At 53.8% G+C, this 18,523-nt stretch carries 20 protein-coding genes; 10 read left to right on the forward strand and 10 right to left on the reverse strand.

The window, feature by feature from the left end:
- Nucleotides 1-26: 26 nt before the first annotated feature.
- The 3 genes from AC9UEO_RS10500 to hrpA are packed head-to-tail and all read right to left on the reverse strand — an operon-like array spanning nucleotide 27 to nucleotide 4,465.
- A complete protein-coding gene (locus AC9UEO_RS10500; RefSeq protein WP_509532939.1) occupies nucleotides 27-335 on the reverse strand; it encodes a HigA family addiction module antitoxin in 309 nt (102 codons plus the stop codon).
- 12 nt (nucleotides 336-347) lie between these two features.
- On the reverse strand, nucleotides 348-629 hold the full coding sequence (locus tag AC9UEO_RS10505; RefSeq protein WP_509532942.1) for a type II toxin-antitoxin system RelE/ParE family toxin: 282 nt from the start codon (nucleotides 627-629) through the stop codon (nucleotides 348-350).
- 35 nt (nucleotides 630-664) lie between these two features.
- Nucleotides 665-4,465: an ATP-dependent RNA helicase HrpA gene (gene hrpA, locus AC9UEO_RS10510; protein WP_509533081.1), complete on the reverse strand. Its 3,801-nt coding sequence runs from the start codon at nucleotides 4,463-4,465 to the stop codon at nucleotides 665-667.
- 154 nt (nucleotides 4,466-4,619) lie between these two features.
- Here hrpA and AC9UEO_RS10515 point away from each other — a divergent pair, with 154 nt between their 5' ends.
- The 6 genes from AC9UEO_RS10515 to AC9UEO_RS10540 all read left to right on the forward strand — a co-directional run bounded on the left by AC9UEO_RS10515 (nucleotide 4,620) and on the right by AC9UEO_RS10540 (nucleotide 8,747).
- The gene (locus tag AC9UEO_RS10515) at nucleotides 4,620-4,883 is read left to right on the forward strand and encodes a hypothetical protein (protein ID WP_509532945.1); all 264 of its coding nucleotides are present in this window, start codon (nucleotides 4,620-4,622) and stop codon (nucleotides 4,881-4,883) included.
- Complete coding sequence (locus AC9UEO_RS10520; RefSeq protein WP_509532948.1) at nucleotides 4,880-5,323, forward strand: TA system VapC family ribonuclease toxin; 444 nt, start codon at nucleotides 4,880-4,882, stop codon at nucleotides 5,321-5,323. Before AC9UEO_RS10515 ends, AC9UEO_RS10520 begins: the two co-directional genes overlap by 4 nt.
- 3 nt (nucleotides 5,324-5,326) lie before the next feature.
- Nucleotides 5,327-6,676 carry an amino-acid N-acetyltransferase gene (gene argA, locus AC9UEO_RS10525; protein ID WP_509532951.1) on the forward strand — a complete coding sequence of 450 codons (1,350 nt, stop codon included), beginning with the start codon at nucleotides 5,327-5,329 and terminating at the stop codon, nucleotides 6,674-6,676.
- 89 nt (nucleotides 6,677-6,765) lie between these two features.
- Nucleotides 6,766-7,047: a hypothetical protein gene (locus AC9UEO_RS10530; RefSeq protein ID WP_509532953.1), complete on the forward strand. Its 282-nt coding sequence runs from the start codon at nucleotides 6,766-6,768 to the stop codon at nucleotides 7,045-7,047.
- Between the two features lie 3 nt (nucleotides 7,048-7,050).
- Nucleotides 7,051-8,043, forward strand: a complete 993-nt coding sequence (locus AC9UEO_RS10535; protein WP_509532956.1) for an alpha/beta fold hydrolase — start codon at nucleotides 7,051-7,053, stop codon at nucleotides 8,041-8,043.
- Between the two features lie 56 nt (nucleotides 8,044-8,099).
- On the forward strand, nucleotides 8,100-8,747 hold the full coding sequence (locus tag AC9UEO_RS10540; RefSeq protein WP_509532959.1) for a ParA family protein: 648 nt from the start codon (nucleotides 8,100-8,102) through the stop codon (nucleotides 8,745-8,747).
- A 15-nt stretch (nucleotides 8,748-8,762) separates the two neighbouring features.
- Here the strand turns inward: AC9UEO_RS10540 and AC9UEO_RS10545 are convergent, their stop codons facing one another.
- Nucleotides 8,763-9,038, reverse strand: coding sequence for a hypothetical protein (locus AC9UEO_RS10545; RefSeq protein ID WP_509532961.1), 276 nt, complete (start codon nucleotides 9,036-9,038; stop codon nucleotides 8,763-8,765).
- A gap of 87 nt (nucleotides 9,039-9,125) precedes the next feature.
- Here AC9UEO_RS10545 and AC9UEO_RS10550 point away from each other — a divergent pair, with 87 nt between their 5' ends.
- Nucleotides 9,126-10,691: a CYTH and CHAD domain-containing protein gene (locus AC9UEO_RS10550; protein ID WP_509532964.1), complete on the forward strand. Its 1,566-nt coding sequence runs from the start codon at nucleotides 9,126-9,128 to the stop codon at nucleotides 10,689-10,691.
- Here AC9UEO_RS10550 and AC9UEO_RS10555 read toward each other — a convergent pair.
- Entirely contained in the window at nucleotides 10,679-11,200 is a 522-nt protein-coding gene (locus AC9UEO_RS10555) for a disulfide bond formation protein B (protein WP_509532967.1), read from the reverse strand. The two genes, AC9UEO_RS10550 and AC9UEO_RS10555, sit on opposite strands and share 13 nt — an antisense overlap.
- A gap of 104 nt (nucleotides 11,201-11,304) precedes the next feature.
- Here AC9UEO_RS10555 and AC9UEO_RS10560 point away from each other — a divergent pair, with 104 nt between their 5' ends.
- Nucleotides 11,305-11,580, forward strand: a complete 276-nt coding sequence (locus tag AC9UEO_RS10560) for an oxidative damage protection protein (RefSeq protein ID WP_509532970.1) — start codon at nucleotides 11,305-11,307, stop codon at nucleotides 11,578-11,580.
- 3 nt (nucleotides 11,581-11,583) lie between these two features.
- Entirely contained in the window at nucleotides 11,584-12,660 is a 1,077-nt protein-coding gene (locus tag AC9UEO_RS10565) for an FAD-dependent oxidoreductase (protein ID WP_509532973.1), read from the forward strand.
- On the opposite strand, the gene AC9UEO_RS10570 is transcribed toward AC9UEO_RS10565, so the two are convergent.
- From AC9UEO_RS10570 to AC9UEO_RS10590, 5 genes are all read right to left on the reverse strand, one after another.
- A complete protein-coding gene (locus tag AC9UEO_RS10570; RefSeq protein WP_509532976.1) occupies nucleotides 12,642-13,658 on the reverse strand; it encodes a sulfate ABC transporter substrate-binding protein in 1,017 nt (338 codons plus the stop codon). The genes AC9UEO_RS10565 and AC9UEO_RS10570 overlap by 19 nt on opposite strands.
- 124 nt (nucleotides 13,659-13,782) lie before the next feature.
- Nucleotides 13,783-14,799: a sulfate/molybdate ABC transporter ATP-binding protein gene (locus AC9UEO_RS10575; protein ID WP_509532979.1), complete on the reverse strand. Its 1,017-nt coding sequence runs from the start codon at nucleotides 14,797-14,799 to the stop codon at nucleotides 13,783-13,785.
- Between the two features lie 8 nt (nucleotides 14,800-14,807).
- Nucleotides 14,808-15,698, reverse strand: a complete 891-nt coding sequence (gene cysW / locus AC9UEO_RS10580; protein ID WP_509532982.1) for a sulfate ABC transporter permease subunit CysW — start codon at nucleotides 15,696-15,698, stop codon at nucleotides 14,808-14,810.
- Nucleotides 15,695-16,552 carry a sulfate ABC transporter permease subunit CysT gene (gene cysT / locus AC9UEO_RS10585; protein ID WP_509532985.1) on the reverse strand — a complete coding sequence of 286 codons (858 nt, stop codon included), beginning with the start codon at nucleotides 16,550-16,552 and terminating at the stop codon, nucleotides 15,695-15,697. Before cysT ends, cysW begins: the two co-directional genes overlap by 4 nt.
- Nucleotides 16,553-17,572 carry a sulfate ABC transporter substrate-binding protein gene (locus AC9UEO_RS10590; RefSeq protein WP_509532988.1) on the reverse strand — a complete coding sequence of 340 codons (1,020 nt, stop codon included), beginning with the start codon at nucleotides 17,570-17,572 and terminating at the stop codon, nucleotides 16,553-16,555.
- A 154-nt stretch (nucleotides 17,573-17,726) separates the two neighbouring features.
- Between AC9UEO_RS10590 and AC9UEO_RS10595 the strand changes: the two genes are divergently transcribed.
- Entirely contained in the window at nucleotides 17,727-18,521 is a 795-nt protein-coding gene (locus tag AC9UEO_RS10595; RefSeq protein WP_509532991.1) for a sulfite exporter TauE/SafE family protein, read from the forward strand.
- Nucleotides 18,522-18,523: the final 2 nt, after the last annotated feature.

Genomic DNA, 18,523 nt, shown 5'->3' on the forward strand with positions numbered 1-18,523 from the left:
TCAAGCCTTATCTAACCGCTTCACACTTAATCCACAGCCAACAACCTGACATCTTTCAGCGCATCCTTCATCTCAATTTGCGCCAGCTTCAAGTCGTAGGCAGTTTGCAGGTTCAGCCAATATTGGGGGGTTTGCCCAAGGGAGCGGCCTATGCGCAATGCCAATTCGGCGGTTACAGGTCGGTCACCTTTCAGCAGATGAGACACACGCATCGCCGACACGCCGATGGCGTCCGCAAAAGCGACCTGGGTCAAGGCCAGTTCTTCCAACGTTTCGCGAAGAAATTCGCCGGGGTGAATAGCCGGCAGGCCATTCTTTGGTTTGGGGCTGGTCATCTTCATTGCTCCTCAGTGGTAGTCCACAATTTCAACTTCAAAGGCATCTCCGCTGGAGAATCGAAAACACAGACGCCAGCGGTCATTGATGCGAATACTCCATTTACCGGCCAAGTCGCCAACCAGTGCTTCAAGCCTGTTGGAGGGCGGCATACGTAAGTCATCAATATCAGTTGCCGCATGAAGTTGGGTCAACCTCATCAGCGCTCGCTTGAGAATTTCTGGCGGAAAGCGACGCGACTTGCCCGTGGCAAACAAGCTTTCGGTTTCATCGCTGGCAAAGCTTTCAATCATGACTGAATCATAAACAATTTGTTTATAAAAAACAATCAATGATTCAACTGCCCCCAAGCCTTCTCCAACCGCTTCACACTCACAGGCTGCGGGGTTCTCAGCTCTTGCGCGAAAAAGCTCACCCGCAATTCTTCCAGTAGCCACCGAAATTCCAGCATACGCGCGTCCGTCTGGCCTTTGCGATCGGCCACCAAGCGCCAGTACTTTTGCTCCAAGGGTTTGAGTTCTGCCAAGCGCAGAGCATCTCGGGCGGGATCGGCTCGCACTTTGTCCAGCCGCAGGGTGATGGCTTTCAGGTAGCGCGCGCAATGCTGCAACTGCGGCCACGGGGTGGCAACAAGAAAGTTTTTAGGCAACAAGCGTTGCAGCTGCTGGGTGCAGTCTGCGGTGGTGTCGGGGGCGTTTTTGGTGTCTTTGATTTTTCGGGTGGCCGTGCCAAACTCCAGCAACACGCCGCCTGCCAACCGTGCCACCTCGTTGGCAATCAGCGTGAGCCGTCCCCGTCCCTCGTCCACACGGCGTTTGAAGCTGACCTCGTCATTAGGCAGGGGTTCCACCAAAAAGGCGCGCTCCAGCGCCACATCCAGTATTTGCTGCTTCAGTTCTTCCGATGTGCCCAGGCTCATATAGGCCACCGCCATTTTTTGCAGATCGGGGATGTTTTTCTCAAGGTACTTCAGTGCGTCTTTGATTTGCAGCGCAAACAGCCTGCGCAGACCAGCGCGGTGCTTGGTGGCGGCGACGTCGGGTTCGTCAAACACCTCGATGCTCACACCGTCGCCCAAGTCCACCAGCGCGGGGAAACCCACCAAGGTCTGGCCGCCTTTGCTGATTTCCATCAACTCAGGCAGCTCGCCGAAGGACCACGTAGCGTGTTTGACATTCTTCAGCGAAGAGCGAGGGGGGACTTTAAGGCCAGCAATCTTGGGGTCAGCTCCAGAGTTTTGCTTCGCAAAATTGGGGTCTGACCCCAATTTCTCGGTATCGGTATCTGACCCCAATTTCACCTTCAGGCCAGCCAGCGCCTGAAACGCACCCCGCGCCTGAGCGCCGAGTTCAGCTTTCAGCGCACCAAGGTTGCGGCCCATGCCCAGTTGCCGCCCGTGCTCGTCCACCACTTTGAAGTTCATGAAAAAGTGGGCACTGAGCATGTCTAGCTTGAAATCGTTGCGCTTGACGTCCAAGCTGGTCTCGTCCCGCACTTTTTTCAACAGCACGTCGGTCAAACCGCCCGCGCCAAACACCTCGGGGGCAGACAACTCGTCTGCCAAACGCTTGGCGCTCTCCGGCAAGGGCACAAAGCGAGAACGGGGTTTTTGCGGCAGGCTTTTCAAAAGCGCTTGAATTTTGTCTTTCAACATCCCCTGAACCAACCACTCGGCGCGGTCATCGCTGACTTGATTAAGCACAAACAAGGGCACGGTCACGGTGATGCCGTCTTTGGCGTCGCCAGGGTCATGCAGATACGTGGCTTGGCAGTCGGTGCCGCCCAAACGCACCATCTTGGGAAAGGCTTGCGCGGTAATGCCCACCGCCTCGTGGCGCATCAGGCTATCCCGAGTCATTAACAACGGCTCGGTCGTGTCCCCAGCAGCCGAGCGACGGCGCAGCTCTTCGCGGTGCCAACGCTCCAGCGTTTTGCAGCTACACACATCGTCTGGCAAATGCTGCTCGTAAAACGCCTGAATCATGGCCTCGTCCACCAGCACGTCTTGGCGGCGAGATTTGTGTTCCAACTCCATCACTTGGCTGATCAGCTTTTTGTTTGCGGCCATGAAGGCCAAAGGCGTTTGCCACTGTGCCTCCACCAGCGCTTCGCGAATGAAAATTTGCCGCGCCAGCACAGGGTCGGCCTTGGCAAATGGCACCCTTCGCCCGCTGTAAACCACCAAGCCGTAGAGCGTGGCACGCTCGAAGGCCACCACGTCGCCGTGGCGTGCTTCCCAGTGGGGGTCTAGCAGTTGCTTTTTCAGCAGATGCGAGCCCACCTGCTCTAGCCAAGTGGGCTCGATATTCGCAATGCCGCGCCCAAAAAGTCGGGTGGTTTCCACCAACTCGGCGCATACCAGCCACTTGCCAGGTTTTTTGCGCAAATGCGCGCCCGGATGGCGGTGAAACTTGATGCCCCGCGCACCGAGGTAGATGTCTTCCTCGTCTTGCTTCCAACCGATGTTGCCCAACAAGCCACTCAGCATGGCCAAGTGCAGTTGCTCGTAACTGGCAGGTTTGTCATTCAGTACCCAACGCTGCTCTTTCACCACTGTCAACAGTTGACTGTGCACATCGCGCCATTCCCGCCAGCGGCGGATGTTGATGAAGTTTTGCCGCAGCAAGTTATCGTGTTGGCGGTTGCTGAGTTTGTGGGTTTCACCATCGCCGCCTCTTGAAGCCTGCAGCCAATCCCACAAACGCAAATAGCCGCTGAACTCGCTTTTATCGTCCTTGAACTTGGCGTGGGCTTGGTCGGCTTGAGTTTGAGCTGCCAATGGACGGTCTCGCACATCTTGCACACTCAGCGCCGAGGCGATGATGAGAGCCTCGTTCAAAGCCTGTTGCTCGCGAGCGGCCAAAATCATGCGCCCCACCCGTGGGTCTAGCGGCAATTTGGACAGCTCTTTGCCCATGGGCGTTAAGCTGTTGTCCTCAGTGACCGCGCCGAGCTCATTCAGCAGTTGAAACCCGTCTGAGATGGCCTTGGGCCGCGGCGCTTCCAAAAACGCAAAGTCCGCCACATCCCCCAACCGCAGCGACATCATGCGCAAAATGACGCCCGCCAAGGAGCTGCGCAAAATTTCCGGTTCGGTAAAACGTGGGCGTGCGTTGAAGTCTTTCTCGTCGAACAGGCGTATGCAAATGCCATCGGCCACACGGCCACAACGACCCGCACGTTGGTTAGCTGCGGCTTGGCTGATGGGCTCCACCAGAAGCTGTTCGACCTTGCTGCGAAAGCTATAGCGCTTGACCCGCGCCAAACCGGCATCGACCACATAGCGGATGCCCGGCACGGTGAGCGAGGTTTCCGCCACGTTGGTGGCCAGCACGATACGCGGTGCGCCGCCGGTTTCAAACACCTGTTCTTGCTCGGCTTGCGACAACCGAGCAAAGAGCGGCAGCACCTCCACATGGCGGGTGTAGGCGTTGTGGGCCAAGTGGCCTCGCAGGTGTTCGGCAGCATCACGGATTTCCCGCTCGCCTGGCAAAAACACCAAGATGTCGCCGCGCGGTGCGCCTGTCCACAACTCGTCCACTGCGTCTGAAATCGCGTTGCCTAAGTCATACTCGCGGCTTTCTTCCCAAGGGCGGTAGCGCATCTCCACCGGGAAGGTGCGCCCCGACACCATCAGCACTGGCGCGGGGCCGTGCCTGCTGGCGAAATGCTGGGCGAAGCGGTCAGCGTCGATGGTGGCCGAGGTGACGATGATCTTCAGGTCGGGGCGGCGCGGTAGTATTTGCTTGAGGTAGCCCAAAAGGAAATCAATATTCAAGCTGCGCTCATGCGCCTCGTCGATGATGAGGGTGTCGTAAGCCTGCAGCAGCGGGTCTGTTTGGGTCTCGGCCAGCAAAATGCCGTCGGTCATCAGCTTGACCGAGGCGTCACGCGACAGCTTGTCTTGAAAACGCACCTTAAAGCCCACCACCTCGCCCAGCGGGGTTTTCAGCTCCTCGGCAATGCGCTTGGCAACCGATGTGGCAGCAATGCGGCGCGGCTGGGTGTGGCCAATGATTTTCTTGCCACCTCGCCCAAGCGACAAAGCCATTTTGGGTAACTGGGTGGTTTTGCCCGAACCGGTTTCGCCGCAAACGATGACCACCTGATGCGCCTCGATGGCCGCCATGATGTCCTCGCGCCGCTCGCTGACGGGCAGGTTCTCGGGAAAGTCAATGACCAAGGGCTTTAGTGGGGTGGGCAATGTCACGCGGCAAATTATCCCACGACACAGTTTCACGTGCTACACTTGTTTATGTGAAACCGTGTTGAAGGAGCCCCTTATGGCCAATCTCACCATTTCGTTGGACGAAAACCTCATCAAACAAGCCCGCATCAAGGCTATTCAAGAAGGCACATCGCTCAGCGCGAAAGTGCGCGAAATGCTGGCGGCCTATGTGCGGCAAGACCTGCCCACTGCGCCGGCTGTCATCCCCAAGTTGCCCACGGGTGGCAGTGGCGGTTTGATGCCAGGCATCGACCCCAGCAGCAACCGTTCCTTCTATGAAGCCATGGACGCCGACATGGACATCCTCAAACTCAGATGACACCTGATGTCAATTTGCTTGTGGCGGCCATGAGGCTGGATCATCCGCATCACGCCATGGCCTTCAACCATTTGCAAGCGCAATTGAAACTGGCTTCAGAGCGGCCAAACCAATCGTCCATCATGCTGTTTGGTGTGGTTGTGGCAGGCTTTATTCGTATCGTTACCAATCGCAGAATTTTCCAACTGCCCAGCAGTTTGCTGCAGGCCATTGATTTTGTGGAAGCGCTGCTGAGCGCACCCGGCGTGGTGTTTCAGGGTGCAGGCAGTGACTGGCCGAGCTTCAGAGACCTGAGCCTGCAAACGGACGTGAACCCAGATTCATCAACCGATGTGTGGATCGCCGCCTGTGCTTTGCAATGGGGTCAAATACTGCACACCTTTGATCGTGATTTCAAAAAAATCTTGCCCGCTGAAAACCTTTACCTTGTGAGCCGATAAACCATGTCCACTGTCTTCAATTTCACCTTCGTCCCTTGGTTCCGCTCGGTCGCGCCCTACATCCATATGCACCGCGGCAAAACCTTTGTGGTGGCCATTGCAGGCGAAGCCATTGCTGCGGGCAAGTTGCCCAGCTTGGTGCAAGACTTGGCGCTGATCCAAAGCATGGGCGTGAAGGTGGTGTTGGTGCATGGCTTTCGCCCACAGGTGAATGAACAACTGCTGGCCAAAGGCCATGCGCCCAAATACTCGCACGGTATGCGCATTACCGACAGCGTGGCGCTGGACTGCGCCCAAGAGGCAGCGGGTCAACTGCGCTATGAAATTGAAGCCGCTTTCAGCCAAGGCCTGCCCAACACGCCCATGGCGGGTGCCCCCATCCGCGTCATCTCGGGTAATTTCATCACCGCACGCCCCGTGGGCATTGTGGATGGCGTGGACTTCCAACACTCGGGCTTGGTGCGCAAGGTGGATGTGGCGGGCATTGTGCAAACCCTCAACCTTGGTTCGATGGTGTTGCTCTCGCCCTTTGGCTTTTCGCCCACAGGGGAAGCGTTCAACCTGACCATGGAAGAGGTAGCCACCTCGGTAGCCTCCGCACTGCTTGCTGACAAGCTGATTTTTGTCACCGAGGTAGCGGGCATTCGCAGCAATCCCACGGAACCTGCCAGCGAAGACAACCCCATCGACACCGAAATGCCTTTGGATGAAGCAGAAAAACTGCTGGCCCGTCTGCCCATGGCTACCCAGCCTACCGACATCGGTTTTTACTTGCAGCATTGTGTGAAAGCTTGCAAGTCCGGCGTTGAGCGCAGCCACATCTTGCCCTTCACAGTCGACGGCGTTCTTTTGCTAGAAATTTATGTGCATGACGGCATTGGCACCATGGTGGTGGATGAGCGGCTTGAGAGTTTGCGCGAAGCCACCTCGGACGACTTGGGCGGCGTGCTGCAACTCATCGAGCCGTTTGAGAACGACGGCACCTTGGTACGCAGAGAACGCACTGAGATGGAACGCGACATTGGCGAGTACACCGTCATCGAACACGATGGCGTTATTTTTGGTTGCGCCGCCCTTTATGCCTACCCCGAAAACCGCACCGGTGAGATGGCCGCCCTCACTGTTTCGCCCCATTCGCAAGGTCAAGGTGACGGCGAAAAAATTCTGCGCCGCATCGAGCAACGTGCCAAAAGCAAAGGGCTGGAGAGCATTTTTGTGCTGACCACCCGAACCATGCACTGGTTTTTAAAACGCGGCTTTGTGCAAGCGACCATCGACTGGTTGCCCGAAGCGCGTCAGCGCAAATACAACCTCGACCGTAGAAGTGTGGTCTTGGTTAAAAAACTGACTTAACTTAACCCCAAGCCTCGTCATTAAGTCTTCATATAGATGAACTAACACTCTAAGGGTCAGTTAACTCAACCCATCCAAGGAGTCATCACATGGAAGCCACACAGCCAGAAGAATTTGCGCAATTGGTTGATGAATATCAAGAAGAGTTTGAAACGCCTGATGAGTGCCACCGAATGGCGGCCTACCACCTGACCCAAGCAGCCAAACACCATGAAATTGCGGCTGAAGCCTATGCCAATGACGACCAAGTGAGCTGTGATCTCCATGCCCACCGTGCTTACAAGCACCAACTCAATGGCCAACAATATGCCGAAATGGCAGCGATGGATACGAGCGATATCGACGATATTGAAGTCAGCACAGCAGAGTGATCAGTGCAGGATCTCCCGAAAACGCTGTTTCATACCGTTAACTCGGGCAGCTCCTCACGTCGAATAGCCTATACCCAGCAGGGTGAACTCAGCGCCAAGCATGTTTTTTTGTGTCTGCCGGGGCTACTCGAAACTGGCTCGAGTTTTTATTCGCTTTTTGACCATGCCGTTAATCTAGATGATTGCTGTTGGTTGGCGGTGGATTACTGTGGCAGAGGCAAGTCGGATCCATTGCCAATCCATGAAAATTATTCAACCTCCGTATACCTAGCGGATACGCAAGACTTGATTGCAACTCTTTTCAGGTCGATTCATCCAAGTTCAAGCAGAAAGTTGCACCTGATAGGAACCAGCATGGGGGGCATCTTGTCCATGCATTTGGCAAAGCACTTGAATGGACAGGTTGACAGCTTGGTCCTCAACGATATCGGAATGAGCCTGCACTGGTCTGCATTGATTGACCTCTACCGTCAATTGAATGCGACGTCATCTGTATTCGATGATATTCAAATTGATCCTCGTGCCATTGAGGCGGTCAGCGCTGCAACCCACTTTGACTTGCCTTATGACTTTGATTTAATCAGCATGCAATTTCACCCACTGCTAAAAAATCACTCTGGCAAAGTTGCTTTGCTGCACAACGAAAACAGCACAATTTGTCCAACAGGGATTGCAGAGCAAGCAAAACGCCGAATTCCTCATTTGAAAATATGGACCCAAGCCGGCGATAGCCATCCAGCCGTGTGGACTTCTTCATCGGTCAACAAGTTGAGCCAATTACTAAAATTAAAGTCCAAGACCACTGAGGTCACCCAGTTGATTGTCGATAAAGCTTCATCTGCTGACACGACAGAGCTTGCACCATCAGACCCAAGTTTTGTTCCTTCTTTTTTGCGAACAAGCGAGGCCTACCTGACAAGCACCCGCAAACCCAGCCATGGTCTATTAAGTTCATTGAGACATTGGCTCAGGGGAGCAAGCCGCAGTTTCTCTTGACAGTCACACCTGATTTCAATAGATTGCCTTAACTTACCAAGGTTTAAGGGGCTCTTATGAAAATCGCATCTTTTGTGGGTCAAAAAGGGGGCGTTGGAAAAAGTACGCTTGCGCGGGTATTGGCCGTTAAAGCAGCGCACGAGGGACGCCGCGTTTTACTGGGCGACTTTGACCTCGAGCAACTGTCCTGCATTGAGTGGAGTGCCACACGCTTGCGCAACGGTATTGAGCCTGATATTGAAGCGCGGGCCTTCAAAAGTTTGAAGAAGCTTAGAAAAACCGTTGAAAATTTTGATTTGGTGGTAGTTGATACCCGCGGCTTGGCCGATGAACTGACCACCGATGTGAGCCAAGAAAGCGATGTGGTGTTCCTGCCCACAGGTACTTCCATGGACGATTTGAGGCCTACATTGGCGCTTGCACGCCGTCTCGCCAAGTCCAGCAAGGTGGGCAGCAAAGTTGTACTGGTGCTCTCGAAAGTGGGGCGCTCAGAGCGATTACTTGAAAATGCAAGAATCGTTATCGATGAGGCTGGGTTTGATGTACTCAGCAATGTTTGGCCAGAGCGTGACGGTTTTCAAGCCGATCTGGACATGGGGCGAGCAGGAAGTGAAAGCCACAATCCGCATTTGCGTGAGTCCGCTCAAAGGATTGAAGCTGAGCTATTCAAATTGGTAATGGGTGTGAAAAAACAGGGGCAATGAAAAATTTTTCCTGCTTTAACAATCTAAGGGCGGCGTGCTGACACGGTTAAACGCCTTAGCCCTTCCTTTGTAAAAGCGGTCAATACGCCAATCCCGCAAAAGTTCCATAGCCAAATCAAAATGCTCAGTATTGAGCTTGTACAGATCGCTCAAACTCAAATCTGCCTCTGCTTGTAGCGACAAAATCAATTGGGCAAGCGCTTGTGCGTCAACTGACTCAGGAGAACATTCAATGAATGTTTGAATTTTTTGAATCGCCCGCATTGCTATTTTTTTTACTGCTGAAAACATGCTAAAACTAAAGTGATGTGAAGCCTAACTGAATTAACAGGCGTCATAACATCAGGGCTGACATTAAGAGGTAATTCGTTGATTAATTTGAAATTGAACTCACATTTTGAAACCGAGTTGAAATTGCATGTACCCCAAACTGGCTGCGCCTCTTTTGAAAAGGCGCTCAAGCGCGGTGCGGTGCAAACCATCCATTTGCGAGCGATGTATTTTGATACGCCACAGCGCCACTTGGCGAAGCAAAAAGTCGCTCTGCGTTTGCGACTTGAAAATGAGCAATGGGTTCAAACTCTCAAAATGTCGGGCGGCGATTCAACGCTGACCCGCATCGAACTGAACCACCTCAGGCCTGGCCCAGAGTTAGATTTGGCTGTCTACACAGGCTCACCAGCCGAGTCCATCATTTCAACACTGAATGGCCCACTGACGATGTGTTACGAAGTTCAGGTCTTGCGCCTGATGCGCCACAGCCGCATTCCATCCGGAACCGTTGAAATTGCTTATGACACAGGCTTTATCCGTTCAGAGGGACTGGAGTTACCCCTGCGCGAGGTTGAATTCGAACTCAAGCGTGGGGATGTGGGCGCACTGTTTGCCATGGCCGCCAAATGGCAACGCGAGCATGGACTTGTATTGGATGCTCGCAGCAAGTCAGAACGGGGGGATCTTTTGGCCAAAACGGGGCTGAGGTTGAAAGCCTTGGAATTGACGAAAGATGCTGGCGATGTGTTGAACGCCAAGGCACAGCAAATAGAAAAGTATTGGACGCCCCGAAACGCAAAAGCAGTGCAGCTGATGCCAAACATGAGCGCTGATCAAGCCTTGCGGTTGGTGATGGCAGAGTGTTTAGACCAAATCGTGCGCAACTCGGCTGTGCTTGCAGCGATTGACACCCAAGGTGTTTACAGGGTTGACACCACAGAGCATGTGCATCAATTGCGTGTGGGAATACGACGAATGCGCACCGCCTGGTCGGTATTCAACGGTTTATGCGCCCTGCCGTCTGAGGCGCAACGAGCAGAAATCAAAACATACTTCAGCCGCTTGGGTGGCTCGCGTGACAATCAGGTTCTTTTCAATGATTTATTGCCCTCTTTGCAAGCTGCTGGTCAGCCTGCATTGATGTTTGAAGCAGACACTGTTCAAGATGACTCTGGGGAGGTTGTGAAAGACCCGCTCTATCAATCTTGGCTGTTGAGAATGTGCGAGTTTGTCAACACTTCACCAGAGGCACCCATGCCCCCTGCTGCGCAAGTTGCGCCGCCACCTCGCGTGAAGAAACGCCTGATGGCCAAGCTGGCCAAATGGCAGAAAAAAATTATTCGCGATGGCGTCCAATTTGCACAGCTTGAGATGCAAGCACGACACGACTTGCGCAAGCGGGTGAAAAAACTCAGGTACGCCATGCAATTTGCCGATGCATTGCTGCCTTTAAAAGGGCTTAATCCTTATTTAAAAGGTCTTTCGCAGGTGCAAAACATTCTTGGTGATATGAATGATTTGTACACCGCTTTGGAAAAATTCAGCTTACTTCGAGACTCGCAACCCAGCGCTTGGTTTGCCTGCGGTTGGATTACCCACAAACTAGACCAGTTGCAAACCGATGCGGTGAATGCATTCCAAGATCTGTCCAAAGCCAGCTACTGGGATTGAGGTTGCTGCTTGTAACGCAAAAATGCAAATAACAGCAGCCATAAGGCCATCGCCACAAAAGCCACAAACGACCAATTGGCAATTGAGCCGCCTAAAAACGTCCAATCGATTTTGGTGCAGTCACCGCCGCCGCGAAAAATCATGGGAATGGCGCGTTGCAAGGGAAACGATTCCACCATGCCGTAAAAATCACGGCCGCAACTGAGCACCTCGGGCGGGTACCACTGCAACCAACTTTGCCGTGCGGCAACAAATGCGCCGCCAGCTGCCAAGACTGTCCCCAACCCAGTCCAAACATAGCCTAGCCAACCGGTATGCCAAAACACCGCCAGCAAGGCCACCAAGGCAATGCCGGTCATAGCGTAGCGTTGCACGATGCACATGGGGCAAGGCTCCAAGCCCACCACATGCTGCAAATACAGTCCAAAACCCAGCAAGCCCATGCAAGCCAAGGCGACCAAGGCCCATGTTTGGCGGGGGGACAATTCAAGCAGCAACTTTTTCAACATGGTGTTCAAGAAATAAATAAGTTCTCAGTCTAGCGCTTTGGCAGAACCCCGTTGCAAAGCTTGCTAAAGTCAGTCCTTTTATCGAACCCCTTCAGAGGAACAACATGGCACGCACCGTCCACTGCATCAAGCTTGAAAAAGAGGCCGAAGGCCTGGACTTTCCCCCTTACCCCGGCGATTTGGGCAAGCGCATTTGGGAAAACGTCAGCAAAGACGCTTGGGCGGCATGGCTCAAACACCAAACCATGCTGGTCAATGAAAACCGCCTGAATTTGGCCGATTTGCGTGCCCGCCAATACCTGGCGCGTCAAATGGAAAACCATTTTTTTGGCGATGGCGCTGACGCTGCGCAAGGTTACGTTCCCCCGCCTGCTGCTTAAACCGTGACCGCTCCTCGCCACGGCTTGGTGGTGGGTGCAGGTGTGGCCGGTGCCGCCATGGCCCGCGCCTTGGCGGACAAGGGTTGGCAAGTGGATGTGGCCGATATTGCCCACGCCACTGCAGCCGGTGCCTCAGGTGTTCCGATTGGCGTGCTGTCTTGCCATGTGTCGGTGGACGACAACCCCTTGTCGCAACTCACCCGCGCAGGGGTGCAAAAAGTGATGGCGTTTGCTGAGAAACAACTTGTCAAGGGTCAAGACTGGCTGGACTGCGGGGTATTGGAGCGTCGCTTAGACGGGCACACCAAGAAAAAACCATGGCAACCGTTGGAAGTGGGCAGTGTGTGGCACGGCTGGGTACAAACACCCACCGACCTGCAACTGTCGCAGGCTGGCCTGAACGAGATCAATCCCCACGAACAACTGTGGCAACCCCATGGCGCTTGGATCAAACCCAGCGCCTTGGTGAATGCTTTGATGGACCACCCCGCCATCCATTTTCAAGGTGGTCAAACGCTGATTGCCACGGAGATACAAGTCTTGGGCTATGACGCGGTGGTCTTGGCCTTGGGCGCCCACACCAGCAACTTTTTGGCAGACCTGCCCTATGCGCCTGAATTGCCTTTGATACCTGTGACGGGGCAAGTCAGTTGGGGCTATCACGCCGCAGGCACTGCCACAGCATTCCCTCCTTTTGCAGTGAATGGCTTTGGCGGCTTTGTCAGCGGTGTGCCTACCCCGCAGGGCTTGGCTTGGTACAGCGGTGCCACCTTTCACCGTGGTGAAGCGAAAGCTGAGGTCACCCCACAAGACCATGCAGAGAACTTGGCCAAATTGCAGCAGTTGCTGCCCCGCGCCGCAGAAGAACTGAACGCTCAATGGCAAGCCCCAGACCAACTGCAAGGCTGGTCTGGGGTTCGCTGCACCTCGGTTAACCGAATGCCTGTGGCGCGTGCTTTGCAAGCTCAGCACTTACCCAGCTGGTATGTGCTGACCGCCATGGGTTCACGTGGACTGACCGTGGCAATGGCTTGCGCTGAACGATTGGCTTTAGAAATGGATCAGCGTTTGATGGATTGAAAAATTTGGTCGTAAATCGCGCCATCGGCAAAATGGTCTTTGGCTGCTTTGTCCCAACCACCAAAGGCTTGCTCGATGGTGAACAAAGGTATCTTGGGTAAAGACTTTTCAAACTCTGCTTTGATCTTCTCGTTGATGGGGCGGTAAAAGTTTTTGCCCGCAATGTCTTGGCCTTCATCGCTGTAGAGATATTGCAAATAGGCCTCAGCCACTTTGCGAGTACCCTTGCGGTCTGCGTTTTTATCGACCACGGTGACAGGTGGTTCAGCCAAGATGCTGATGGACGGATAAACGATGTCCACCTTGGAGCCAAATTCTTTTTCCAGCAAATACGCTTCGTTTTCCCAAGAGATGAACACGTCCCCCTGGTTGCGTTGGGCAAAGGTCACCGATGAACCTCGGGCGCCAGAGTCCAAAATGGGCACGTTGGTGAACAGCTTGGTCACAAACTCTTTGGCTTTGGCGTCACCACCGTATTTGCGTTTGGCGAATTCCCAAGCAGCCAGGTAGTTCCATCGCGCACCGCCGGATGTTTTGGGGTTGGGTGTGATGACGCTGATGCCAGGCTTGACCAAATCGTCCCAATCCTTGATACCTTTGGGGTTGCCTTGGCGCACCACCAAAACGATGGTGGAGGTGTAAGGAGATGAGTTATGTGGCAGGCGTTTTTGCCAGTTAGGTGGGATCAGATAGGCCTGCTTGTTCAAGGCGTCCACGTCGCCCGCCAAGGCCAAGGTGACTACATCGGCGTCCAAACCATCGATGACCGAACGGGCTTGTTTACCCGATCCGCCATGAGACTGTTTGATTGCCACATCTTGACCTGAGGTGGCCTTCCAATGCTTGGCGAATGCGGCATTGAACTCCACATACAACTCCCGTGTGGGGTCATAAGAGACATTCAATAAAGTGATGGGCGCTTGTGCGTGGCTTTTGTGAATAGCACCTGCCAAAGCAATGGCAGACAAGGCTTGCAAAACAAGGCGGCGATTTTTCATGATATTCCTTCAAATGCAATGCAACAGTGCAATGAAGGAATTCTGATTTCTTAATGCATAAAAGGGAACGATTGAATAGTCAGTTGCTTATGCAAATACCAACTTAGACAGAAGCGTTATTTGCTTATGCAGACTGCGCCACAAACACCTGCGACTTGCGAGGCGTCAACACCAATAACTCACCTTCCACATAGTTTTGATCGCGGAATTCATTGGCGGGAATCTCAGCTTCAATCACATCGGGCTTGGCGCTGTCGTCATGTGGCACCAACTCCAAACGCGCAACCGAACCCACCACCAATGCTCGCTCCAATCGCGCCACGATGCCGGTGTCACCCGTGGCATAGCGCCGCACATCTAAATCATGTGGACGAATGTAGGTGTGCGTTTCACCCTCGGGTGTACGGCCTTTGAAGAGGTTGACGTCACCCAAGAAACCATAGACAAAAGGGTTGGCAGGGTTGTCCCAAACTTGCTGGGGTGAGCCCACCTGCTCCACCTTGCCGCCATTCATCAGTACCACGCGGTCAGCCACTTCCAGCGCTTCTTCTTGGTCATGCGTGACAAAAATACTGGTCACATCCAAATCGTCGTGCAAACGACGCAACCAACGGCGCAGGTCTTTGCGCACCTTGGCATCCAAGGCACCAAAGGGCTCGTCCAACAACAATACGCGCGGCTCAACCGCCAAAGCACGCGCCAAGGCAATGCGTTGACGCTGACCGCCAGAGAGTTGAGAAGGGTAACGGTCGCCCAGCCAATCGAGTTGCACCAAATTCAGCAGGTCGTGCACTTTCTTTTGAATCGCGGCTTCCGTGGGGCGTGTGTGCTTAGGTCGCACGCGCAAACCAAACGCCACATTTTCAAACACGGTCATGTGACGAAACAGTGCGTAGTGCTGAAACACAAAACCCACTTGGCGCTCGCGCACATGGATGTGGGTGGTGTCTTCGCCACTGAAAGCGATGCTGCCTTGGCCAGCGGTTTCTAAGCCCGCAATGATGCGCAGCAAAGTGGTTTTGCCACAACCTGAAGGGCCAAGAAGCGCCACCAGTTCGCCCGAGGCGATGTCCAAGTTGACGTTGCGCAGGGCTTGGAAGTCGCCAAACTGTTTGCTGATGTTGCGGATTTCTATGCTCATGATCTTCCTCAGATAACGGGGCGTTCAGGTGACAGTGCGGCCAACTCGGCCATCAGGCGTTGCTGCTGCCACTCCACCACGGTCTTGATGACCAAGGTCACCAAGGCCAATAAAGCCAACAATGAAGCCACAGCAAATGCGGCAACCGACTGGTATTCGTTGTACAAAATTTCTACGTGTAATGGCATGGTGTTGGTCTGACCGCGAATGTGACCCGACACCACCGACACCGCCCCAAATTCGCCCATGGCCCGTGCATTGCACAAAATGACGCCATAGAGCAAACCCCATTTGATATTGGGCAAAGTCACCCGCCAAAAAATTTGCAAACCACTGGCACCCAAGACCATGGCGGCTTGCTCCTCCTCGTTGCCCTGCGCTTGCATAAGGGGAATGAGTTCTCGGGCAATGAAGGGGAAGGTGACAAACACGGTGGCCAAGACCATGCCAGGCACTGCAAAAATGACTTTGATGTCATTCGCTTGCAGCCAAGGGCCAAACCAACCTTGCGCCCCAAACACCAAAACATAAATCAAACCCGCCACCACGGGCGACACGGAGAACGGCAAGTCCACCAAGGTGGTGAGAAAGGCTTTGCCGCGAAACTCAAACTTGGCAATCGCCCAAGCCGCGCTCACACCAAACACCAAATTCAGAGGGACAGCGATGGCGGTAATGAGAAAGGTAAGTTTGATGGCAGACCAAGCATCGGGTTCTTTCAAGGCTTCCAAAAAAGCGTCAAAGCCTTTGCGCAATGCCTCGGTGAACACCGCTGCCAAGGGCAAGACAAGAAACAAGCCGACAAATACCAAAGCCACACCGATCAGGGTGCGGCGCAGCCACACAGGTTCACCTGTGCTGTTGATGGCGTGAGTGGGCGTTCTGTGTTGAACACTCATGAAGAAGCCCCCGAACGCGCTCGCTGCCAAGCTTGCAAGCCGTTGATCAGCAACAACATGACAAAGGCAGCGCACAACATCACCAAGGCCACGGCAGTGGCACCCGCGTAGTCGTATTGCTCTAGCTTGCTGATGATGATGAGCGGGGTGATCTCTGACACCATAGGCATATTGCCGGCAATGAAGATGACTGAGCCGTATTCACCTATAGCGCGGGCAAACGCCATGGCAAAACCAGTGAGCAATGCAGGTGCAAGGGTCGGAAAAATCACTCGGCTGAAAGTTTGCCACCGCGTCGCACCCAAACAGGTTGCGGCTTCTTCCAGTTCTTTTTCTACATCTTCCAAAATCGGTTGAACCGTTCGCACCACAAACGGCAAGCCGATGAAGATGAGCGCGATCAACACGCCGTTGCGGTTAAAGGCAAGTTGTATTCCTAAGGGCTCTAAATATTGACCAATCCAGCCGTTGCCAGCCAAGAGCGCTGTAAGGGAAATGCCCGCCACGGCAGTCGGCAAGGCAAACGGCAAATCCACCAGCGCATCGATAATTTTTTTGCCAAAGAATTGGTAACGCACCAACACCCAAGCCAGCAACAAGCCAAAAAAGGCGTTCACAGAGGCGGCGATCAAAGACGCTCCAAATGTGAGCTTGTACGAGGCCACTACACGCGGTGCGGTCACGGCTTGCCAAAACTGCTCCCAAGTAAGGTTCAGGGTTTTGAAGACCAAAGCAGACAGTGGGATGAGCACAATCAAGCTGAGGTAAGCAATGGTGAAACCCAGCGTGATTTCAAAACCGGGCAAGACACGGGCTGGCTGGTGGCGCGGCGTAAACAAAGTCAAACTGCCCATTCATTGCGCCGTGTAAATTTTGTCAAACAAGCCGCCATCATTGAAATGCACTTTTTGGGCCTCGGTGAGAGAGCCAAAGTAGTCAGACACTTGGAACAAGTTGATGGGCTTAAACACCTGAGCGTATTTTTTCAACACAGCGGCGTTGCGCGGACGCAGTGCGTGTTTGGCGGCAATCTCTTGCGCCTCATCGCTGTAGAGGTAATCCAAATAAGCCTTGGCCAACTCGCCAGTGCCTTTCTTCGAAGTGGTGCGCTCCACCACCGCCACGGGGTTTTCGGCCACGATGCTGATGCTGGGGTGAACCGCGTCCACCTTGCCCTCACCAAACTCGCGGTCCACTGAAATCACCTCGGACTCGAAGGTGATCAGCACATCGCCTATGTTTCGCTGCAAAAACACATTGGTGGCGTCACGCCCGCCTTTGGCCAACACCGGCACATTGGCGTAGAGTTTTTTCACAAAAGCTTGAGCGTCAGCATCGGAGCCGCCTTTTTTGCGTACCTGACCCCAAGCAGCCAGATAAGCCATGCGCCCATTGCCACCCGTTTTGGGGTTGACCACAATCACCTGTACACCGGGCTTGATCAGATCGTCCCAGTCCTTGATGCCTTTGGGGTTGCCGTTGCGTGTCAAGAACAACATGGTCGAAGTGGTGGGCGCTGCGTTATGAGGAAATTTTTTCGCCCAATCTTTAGCGACCACACCGTTGCTGGCCAAAAAATCCACGTCCGAGGTGGTATTCATGGTGACCACATCGGCCTCCAAGCCGTCATTCACTGCACGGGCTTGGGCACTAGAGCCACCATGCGACTGGTCTACTTTGACATCCACGCCTTTGTTTTTTTTGTGATTCGCCACAAATGCAGCGTTAACATCTTTGAAAAACTCGCGGGATACGTCGTAGGACACATTCAACAAGGTTTGTGCCCCTGCCTGATTGCTCAAGGCCAAACCGAGACACGCCAGCAGGGAAAACAAGGCATGTCTAAGGGTATGGTTTTGGGTGGAGGGTTTCATAACGGCTTCAAAAAGAAAGAACAACCGGTGATTTTGTCCACTGCGGCCACATTCACCAACGATCGATTAATTGTTTACTTATAGCCAGATCGCATATACCCAAAACTAAAAAATAGTTGGGCTCTATATATTCAATCGTTATAGTCATATCCTTATGAACGAGTTTGCATTCATCTTGGCGGGTTTTGTTGTGGGCCTGATTGTGGGTCTCACAGGGGTTGGCGGGGGTTCGCTCATGACGCCCCTGCTGATTTTTGGCTTTGGCATCAAGCCTGCCTTAGCAGTTGGCACGGATTTGCTATTTGCCGCTGGCACCAAAGCTGGTGGCATGTTGAACTTTGCACGACAACGCATCATCCCTTGGCGGGTGGTATTGAGCCTGAGCTTGGGAAGCATACCCGCCGCCTTGCTCACACTGTGGGTGTTGCACAACTTGGGTACCACCAACCCCTTGGTACAAAAGGCCATCACCTTCACTTTGGGTATTGCCCTGATGCTGACAGCGGCAGCCACTTTGTACAAAGCCATTCGAGGTCCCCAACGAACTGAAGCTGCCAACGATGAATCTTTGGATCGCCCTATCGACCAAGCCAAGCACCCGCTGCTGCCCATTGTTTTTGGCGCAGTGATTGGCTTTTTGGTCACACTCACCTCTGTGGGCGCAGGTGCGATTGGCGTGACTGTGCTGATGCTTCTTTATCCCCAGCTTCCCCTCTACCGCATCGTTGCCGCTGACATTGCCTACGCCGTGCCGCTCACCTTGGTGGCGGGCTTAGGCCATGCTTCACTGGGAACAGTGGATTGGCAACTGCTGGGTTTATTACTCACAGGTTCCATCCCCGGTATTTGGCTGGGTTCACATTGGGTCAGCCGTGTACCCGAACGCTTTATCCGCTCCGCCTTGTCTGTGCTGTTGGCATGGGCTGGCAGCAAACTGGTTTTTATCTAAAC

The sequence above is a fragment of the Limnohabitans sp. genome, from assembly GCF_040401495.1.
In the GTDB taxonomy this organism is placed as follows: Bacteria; Pseudomonadota; Gammaproteobacteria; order Burkholderiales; family Burkholderiaceae_C; genus Limnohabitans.